The sequence below is a fragment of the Bacteroides sp. 43_46 genome (genome assembly GCF_001915455.1).
In the GTDB taxonomy this organism is placed as follows: Bacteria; Bacteroidota; Bacteroidia; order Bacteroidales; family Bacteroidaceae; genus Bacteroides; species Bacteroides caccae.
Window position 1 is genome coordinate 1 of sequence record NZ_MNQN01000076.1, and the last position, 7026, is coordinate 7026.

A 7026-nucleotide genomic window follows, 5' to 3' on the forward strand; every position below is an offset into this window, starting at 1 on the left:
TCATAATACCTATTAAAAAAGTGAATATTTACTGATAATTTGTATGTTATGAGGATATTTATTTGTATCTTTGTCGCCCGAATTGTAAGCTAACGATTTAAAAAAGAGAGAAGCTTTGGGAAAATTTGATAAATACAAAATTGATCTGAAAGGAATGCAGACAGACTCTGCTAAGTATGAGTTTGTATTGGATAACCTTTATTTCGCTCACATTGATGGTCCTGAAGTTCAAAAGGGAAAAGTAAATGTAACTTTGAACGTGAAAAGAACCTCTCGCGCTTTCGAATTGAGCTTTCAGACCGACGGAATGGTATGGGTACCGTGTGATCGTTGTCTGGATGATATGGAACTACCGATCAGTTCTTCTGATAAACTGATGGTGAAGTTTGGACATGAATATGCAGAGGAAGGTGAGAACCTGATTGTGATTCCCGAAGAAGAAGGAGAAATCAACGTTGCATGGTTCATGTATGAGTTTATAGCACTCTCCATCCCAATGAAGCATGTACACGCTCCGGGTAAGTGCAATAAAGCTATGACTAGTAAATTGAGCAAGCATTTGAAGACAAATGCGAACGAGGATAGCGATGAAGTTTTCGACACTGGAGGAGACGATATCGTAATTGAAGAGGAAGTGGAGGAACAAATTGATCCTCGCTGGAATGAATTAAAAAAAATATTAGATAATAATTAAAGTTTTAAGAAAATGGCACATCCTAAGAGAAGACAATCGAAAACAAGAACAGCGAAGAGAAGAACTCACGATAAGGCAGTAGCTCCTACATTGGCTATTTGTCCGAATTGCGGAGAATGGCATGTATATCACACAGTGTGTGGTGCTTGCGGATATTACAGAGGTAAGCTCGCTATTGAGAAAGAAGCAGCTGTATAATTAGTACAGTTATACTGAAAAACAGCCTGAGGGTGATGCTCTCCGGCTGCTTTAAGTATTATAGTATTGCTAATTTAAAATAGGTTTGATGGAAAAAATAAATGCAGTAATCACAGGAGTTGGAGGATATGTACCCGATTATATCTTGACTAATGACGAGATATCTAAAATGGTAGATACCAACGATGAATGGATTATGACTCGTATCGGAGTAAAGGAAAGACATATTCTGAATGAGGAAGGATTAGGTAGCTCATACATGGCTCGCAAGGCCGCCAAGCAGTTGATGAAAAAGACTGGTGCTAATCCCGACGATATTGATTTGGTTGTTGTTGCTACTACTACTCCTGATTATCACTTCCCTTCTACCGCTTCTATTCTTTGCGATAAACTCGGACTGAAAAATGCGTTTGCTTTTGATCTGCAGGCGGCTTGTAGTGGTTTCCTGTATTTGATGGAAACGGCTGCTAATTTCATTCGTTCGGGAAGATATAAGAAAATTATCATTGTCGGTGCCGATAAGATGTCGTCAATGGTTATCTTTGGTGACGGTGCTGCTGCTTTTATGGTGGAACCGACTACGGAAGATTACGGTATCATGGATTCGATACTAAGAACTGATGGTAAAGGATTGCCTTTCCTCCACATGAAAGCTGGTGGTTCGGTTTGTCCTCCGTCTTATTTCACGGTAGACAACAAAATGCACTATCTGCATCAGGAAGGAAGAACAGTGTTCAAGTATGCTGTTTCCAGTATGTCGGACGTGTCGGCTGCTATTGCAGAAAAGAACGGACTGACGAAAGACAGCATCAACTGGATTGTGCCGCATCAGGCAAATGTCCGGATTATCGAGGCTGTGGCTCATCGCATGGAAGTGCCGATGGATAAAGTACTGGTAAATATAGAACACTATGGTAACACAAGTGCTGCTACTCTTCCTTTATGTATATGGGATTTTGAGGATAAACTCAAGAAAGGTGATAACATTATTTTCACTGCATTCGGCGCCGGATTTACATGGGGAGCCGTTTACGTGAAGTGGGGTTATGACGGAAAAAAGGAATCGTAACGTAAGTTACTGAACTATAACACTCAAAAACGCATCCTATTTCGATTCGATGCGTTTTTTTGTCTCAACCAATAAAATATAAAGAGAAATGCATAAAGCTGGTTTTGTAAACATCGTAGGAAATCCGAATGTCGGAAAGTCGACATTGATGAATGCTTTGGTAGGTGAGCGTATTTCGATTGCTACTTTCAAGGCGCAGACTACTCGTCACCGGATTATGGGGATCTATAATACGGATGAGATGCAGATTGTTTTTTCTGATACTCCGGGAGTATTGAAGCCTAACTACAAATTACAGGAATCAATGCTGAATTTTTCTACTTCAGCACTGACGGATGCGGATATTTTACTTTATGTGACTGATGTGGTAGAGACACCGGATAAGAATAATGAGTTTATGGAAAAGGTGCGTCAAATGACGGTACCTGTCCTGCTGCTCATAAACAAAATTGACCTCACCGATCAAGAAAAGCTGGTTAAGCTGGTGGAGGAATGGAAGGAATTGCTTCCGCAAGCCGAGATTATTCCTATTTCTGCCGCCTCCAAGTTTAATGTAGATTATGTGATGAAGCGGATTAAGGAATTGCTACCCGATTCTCCTCCTTATTTTGGAAAGGATCAGTGGACGGATAAGCCTGCCCGTTTCTTTGTGAATGAGATTATCCGCGAAAAGATTCTATTGTACTACGACAAGGAGATTCCTTATTCGGTGGAAGTAGCCGTAGAGGAGTTTAAGGAAGAAGCGAAGAAAATCCATATCCGGGCAGTGATCTATGTGGAGCGTGATTCGCAGAAAGGAATCATTATCGGCAAACAGGGAAAGGCGCTGAAGAAAGTGGCTACTGAAGCGCGTCGTGAACTGGAACGTTTCTTTGGAAAGACTATTTATCTGGAAACGTATGTGAAGGTGGATAAGGATTGGCGTAGTTCGGATAAGGAATTACGTAATTTTGGTTATCAGTTAGATTAAAAGTATTCATGCGACTGTGATAGTCGTGAAAAACAAGGTATTGAACTATGGGTAATTTAGTTGCAATTGTAGGACGCCCCAATGTGGGCAAGTCTACCTTATTTAACCGTCTGACGAAGTCGCGTCGGGCTATTGTGAATGAAGAAGCGGGAACAACCCGTGACAGGCAGTATGGCAAGTCGGAATGGCTGGGCCGTGAGTTCTCTGTGGTGGATACCGGAGGATGGGTGGTAAACTCGGACGATATCTTTGAAGAAGAGATCAGAAAGCAGGTGTTGCTGGCTGTGGACGAGGCGGATGTGATTCTGTTTGTGGTGGATGTGATGAATGGAGTGACCGACCTGGATATGCAGGTGGCGACTATCCTGCGTCGTGCCAACAGTCCGGTGATTGTAGTTGCCAACAAGACAGATAATAACGAGTTACAATATAATGCTCCGGAATTCTATAAATTGGGATTGGGCGATCCGTATTGTATTTCTGCGATTACAGGAAGTGGTACGGGTGATTTAATGGACTTGATTGTCGGTAAGTTCAAGAAGGAATCCTCGGAAATTTTGGATGATGAGATACCTCGTTTTGCAGTGGTGGGACGTCCGAATGCCGGTAAATCTTCTATTGTAAATGCATTTATCGGTGAAGACCGTAACATTGTGACCGAGATTGCCGGAACGACTCGTGATTCTATCTATACCCGCTACAATAAGTTCGGATTTGATTTTTATCTGGTGGATACCGCCGGTATCCGTAAGAAGAATAAGGTGAATGAGGATTTGGAATACTACTCTGTGATCCGTTCGATTCGTGCCATTGAAGGTTCGGATGTATGTATTCTGATGCTGGATGCCACGAGAGGAATCGAAAGTCAGGACCTGAATATCTTCTCCCTGATTCAAAAGAATCAGAAAGGATTGGTTGTCGTGATAAATAAATGGGATCTGGTGGAGGATAAATCTGTGAAAGTGCAGAAAACGTTTGAAGAAGCTGTTCGTTCACGTTTTGCTCCCTTTGTGGATTTTCCGATTATATTTGCTTCTGCATTGACCAAGCAACGTATCTTGAAGGTGCTTGAAGAAGCCCGTAATGTATATGAGAATCGTACGACAAAAATACCAACCGCACGTTTGAATGAGGAAATGCTTCCGTTGATTGAGGCGTATCCTCCCCCTTCAAACAAAGGTAAGTATATCAAGATTAAGTATATTACGCAGTTGCCGAATACACAAGTTCCTTCGTTTGTTTATTTTGCCAACTTGCCGCAGTACGTGAAGGAGCCCTACAAGCGTTTCCTGGAAAATAAGATGCGTGAGAAGTGGAATCTGACAGGTACCCCGATTAATATTTATATTCGACAGAAATAAACAACAATAAAGAAAAACACCCGAAAACATAATGTTTTCGGGTGTTTTTCTTTATTGTTAGAGGTGAATCTTCAGTCATTCTTATTTCTCCAATTGGAAATCTTTACGGCGCAATACAAAGCTGTTACTTAAATACTTTTCACGTACAATCTGATTCTCAGACAGTTCTTCCGGTGTGCCTTGGAACAAAATCTTGCCTTCGAACAACAGGTAGGCACGGTCGGTAATACTCAATGTTTCCTGCACATTGTGGTCGGTAATCAGGATACCGATATTTCTGTCCTTCAACTTCCATACAATTTGCTGGATATCTTCTACGGCGATCGGGTCGACACCGGCAAAAGGTTCGTCGAGCATGATGAATTTCGGGTCGATAGCAAGGCAACGGGCGATTTCCGTGCGGCGGCGTTCACCTCCGGATAGTTGGTTACCTTTGTTTTTGCGTACTTTTTGAAGGCGAAATTCTGCAATCAGGCTTTCAAGTTTTTCCTTCTGATATTCTTTAGGTTTGTTAGTCATTTCCAGAACGGAAGCGATATTATCTTCCACACTCATCTGACGGAATACGGAAGCCTCTTGAGCGAGGTAGCCGATACCGGTTTGTGCCCGTTTGTAAACAGGATATTTGGTAATCTCCAAATCGTCGAGGAAAATGCGTCCTTCGTTGGGGGTAATCAACCCCACGGTCATATAGAATGAAGTCGTCTTACCGGCACCGTTCGGCCCCAGCAAACCCACAATCTCACCTTGCTTCACATCAATGGAAACATGGCTTACAACGGTTCGTTTACCGTACTTCTTAACCAAGTCTTCCGTGCGGAGCACCATCTTGCTTTCTTCCATATTCTAGTTATTTTGCGGCAAATGTAGTAAAAATAAGCCGAAATAATGTACATTTGCAGACAAATAGTGTGAGTTATGATAAAAGCATTGAGAACCGTCGGAAGATATTTCATGCTGATGGGACGGACTTTTTCCCGCCCGGAACGTATGCGGATGTTTTTCCGACAATACCTTAACGAGTTGGAGCAGCTAGGTGTGAACTCCATCGGAATCGTGTTGTTGATTTCGTTTTTCATCGGCGCGGTTATTACCATTCAGATTAAGTTGAATATTGAAAGTCCGTGGATGCCCCGCTGGACGGTGGGATATGTGACCCGCGAAATTATGTTACTGGAGTTTTCTTCTTCTATTATGTGTCTGATTCTTGCGGGGAAAGTGGGGTCGAATATTGCTTCGGAGTTGGGAACGATGCGGGTGACGCAGCAGATTGATGCGCTTGAAATTATGGGAGTTAATTCTGCCAACTATCTGATACTGCCTAAGATTGCGGCTATGGTGACCGTGATTCCTATATTGGTGACATTCAGTATCTTTGCCGGTATAATAGGGGCCTTTTGTACTTGTTGGTTTGCCGGAGTCATGAATGCTGTCGATCTTGAATATGGTTTGCAGTATATGTTTAATGAATGGTTTATCTGGGCAGGTATTATCAAATCTCTTTTCTTTGCCTTTATTATTGCAAGTGTATCCGCCTTTTTCGGATATACGGTGGAAGGCGGTTCTATTGCTGTGGGAAAGGCTTCCACGGATTCCGTAGTGTCCAGTAGTGTTTTGATTCTGTTTGCGGATTTGATATTAACTAAACTTTTGATGGGATGATTGAGGTTAAAGGACTTTATAAATCGTTTGACGATAAGACGGTATTGAGTGATATCAATGCGACCTTTGAGAATGGGAAGACAAACCTTATTATCGGTCAGAGTGGTTCCGGCAAGACGGTATTGATGAAATGTATCGTGGGGCTGCTTACTCCGGAGAAGGGTGAAGTTCTGTATGACGGTCGAAATCTCGTGATGATGGGGAAGAAGGAGAAGAAGATGCTTCGTAAGGAAATGGGAATGATTTTCCAGAGTGCCGCACTTTTCGATTCCTTGTCGGTGTTGGATAATGTGATGTTCCCTTTGAATATGTTCAGTAATGACACCTTACGCGAACGTACTAAGCGGGCCATGTTCTGCTTGGACCGTGTCAACCTGACCGAGGCAAAAGATAAGTTTCCCGGAGAAATCAGTGGCGGTATGCAGAAACGTGTAGCTATTGCTCGTGCTATTGCTTTGAATCCACAATACCTGTTCTGTGACGAGCCGAACTCGGGACTAGACCCGAAAACTTCGTTAGTGATTGACGATCTGATTCACGATATTACCCAGGAATATAACATGACTACCATTATTAATACACATGATATGAATTCTGTATTGGGAATCGGTGAAAAGGTGATTTATATTTATGAAGGACATAAAGAATGGGAAGGAACTAAAGACGATATATTCACTTCTACCAACGAACGTCTGAATAACTTTATCTTTGCTTCGGATTTACTTCGCAAGGTGAAAGACCTTGAAGTACAAAGTATGGAGGGCTGAGACCGGATATAGTTGGAAATTAGGCTATAAAAAAACTTCTGTCATCGAGTGGCAGAAGTTTCTTTTTTTCTTAGCTATATTAGCGTCGGCAATTAAGCTCTAGGTCTAGCTTCTTTAACTACCATGGTACGGCCCATGTACTCGGCTCCGTTCAATTCAGCAATAGCCTTGGCAGCGGCAGCATCGTCTTCCATTTCGATGAAAGCGAATCCTTTGGATCTACCGGTTTCACGGTCCATAACAACTTTAACTGATGATACTGCTCCGTAATCTTCCATCACTTGTTGCAGATCTCCTTCCTTAAC

General features: G+C 42.3%; 9 protein-coding genes. 7 read left to right on the forward strand and 2 right to left on the reverse strand.

The window, feature by feature from the left end:
• Nucleotides 1-115 precede the first annotated feature (115 nt).
• The 5 genes from BHV72_RS06730 to der all read left to right on the forward strand — a co-directional run bounded on the left by BHV72_RS06730 (nucleotide 116) and on the right by der (nucleotide 4292).
• Nucleotides 116-694 (forward strand): YceD family protein, encoded by a 579-nt coding sequence (locus BHV72_RS06730; protein ID WP_005679794.1) that lies wholly within the window; start codon nucleotides 116-118, stop codon nucleotides 692-694.
• A 12-nt stretch (nucleotides 695-706) separates the two neighbouring features.
• Nucleotides 707-892, forward strand: coding sequence for a 50S ribosomal protein L32 (gene rpmF / locus BHV72_RS06735; protein ID WP_002562387.1), 186 nt, complete (start codon nucleotides 707-709; stop codon nucleotides 890-892).
• An 88-nt stretch (nucleotides 893-980) separates the two neighbouring features.
• Nucleotides 981-1961 carry a beta-ketoacyl-ACP synthase III gene (locus BHV72_RS06740; RefSeq protein WP_286855371.1) on the forward strand — a complete coding sequence of 327 codons (981 nt, stop codon included), beginning with the start codon at nucleotides 981-983 and terminating at the stop codon, nucleotides 1959-1961.
• Nucleotides 1962-2049: 88 nt separating this feature from the next.
• On the forward strand, nucleotides 2050-2931 hold the full coding sequence (gene era, locus BHV72_RS06745; RefSeq protein WP_005679109.1) for a GTPase Era: 882 nt from the start codon (nucleotides 2050-2052) through the stop codon (nucleotides 2929-2931).
• A gap of 47 nt (nucleotides 2932-2978) precedes the next feature.
• The gene (der, locus tag BHV72_RS06750; RefSeq protein WP_005679111.1) at nucleotides 2979-4292 is read left to right on the forward strand and encodes a ribosome biogenesis GTPase Der; all 1314 of its coding nucleotides are present in this window, start codon (nucleotides 2979-2981) and stop codon (nucleotides 4290-4292) included.
• A gap of 81 nt (nucleotides 4293-4373) precedes the next feature.
• On the opposite strand, the gene lptB is transcribed toward der, so the two are convergent.
• Nucleotides 4374-5135: an LPS export ABC transporter ATP-binding protein gene (gene lptB, locus BHV72_RS06755; RefSeq protein WP_005679112.1), complete on the reverse strand. Its 762-nt coding sequence runs from the start codon at nucleotides 5133-5135 to the stop codon at nucleotides 4374-4376.
• Nucleotides 5136-5210: 75 nt separating this feature from the next.
• Between lptB and BHV72_RS06760 the strand changes: the two genes are divergently transcribed.
• Both BHV72_RS06760 and BHV72_RS06765 read left to right on the forward strand, forming a co-directional pair.
• Nucleotides 5211-5954, forward strand: coding sequence for an MlaE family ABC transporter permease (locus tag BHV72_RS06760; protein WP_005679113.1), 744 nt, complete (start codon nucleotides 5211-5213; stop codon nucleotides 5952-5954).
• Entirely contained in the window at nucleotides 5951-6721 is a 771-nt protein-coding gene (locus tag BHV72_RS06765; protein WP_005679114.1) for an ABC transporter ATP-binding protein, read from the forward strand. Before BHV72_RS06760 ends, BHV72_RS06765 begins: the two co-directional genes overlap by 4 nt.
• Before the next feature lie 92 nt (nucleotides 6722-6813).
• On the opposite strand, the gene rbpC is transcribed toward BHV72_RS06765, so the two are convergent.
• Nucleotides 6814-7026 (reverse strand): RNA-binding protein RbpC (gene rbpC / locus BHV72_RS06770; protein ID WP_286855376.1); only part of this gene is annotated, 213 nt, incomplete at its 5' end.

Coding starts and splice junctions, on each gene's coding strand:
- rpmF (WP_002562387.1), top strand. CDS start 707: ATGGCACATCCTAAGAGAAGACAATCGAAAACAAGAACAGCGAAGAGA.
- BHV72_RS06740 (WP_286855371.1), top strand. CDS start 981: ATGGAAAAAATAAATGCAGTAATCACAGGAGTTGGAGGATATGTACCC.
- BHV72_RS06760 (WP_005679113.1), top strand. CDS start 5,211: ATGATAAAAGCATTGAGAACCGTCGGAAGATATTTCATGCTGATGGGA.
- der (WP_005679111.1), top strand. CDS start 2,979: ATGGGTAATTTAGTTGCAATTGTAGGACGCCCCAATGTGGGCAAGTCT.
- era (WP_005679109.1), top strand. CDS start 2,050: ATGCATAAAGCTGGTTTTGTAAACATCGTAGGAAATCCGAATGTCGGA.
- lptB (WP_005679112.1), bottom strand. CDS start 5,135: ATGGAAGAAAGCAAGATGGTGCTCCGCACGGAAGACTTGGTTAAGAAG.
- BHV72_RS06765 (WP_005679114.1), top strand. CDS start 5,951: ATGATTGAGGTTAAAGGACTTTATAAATCGTTTGACGATAAGACGGTA.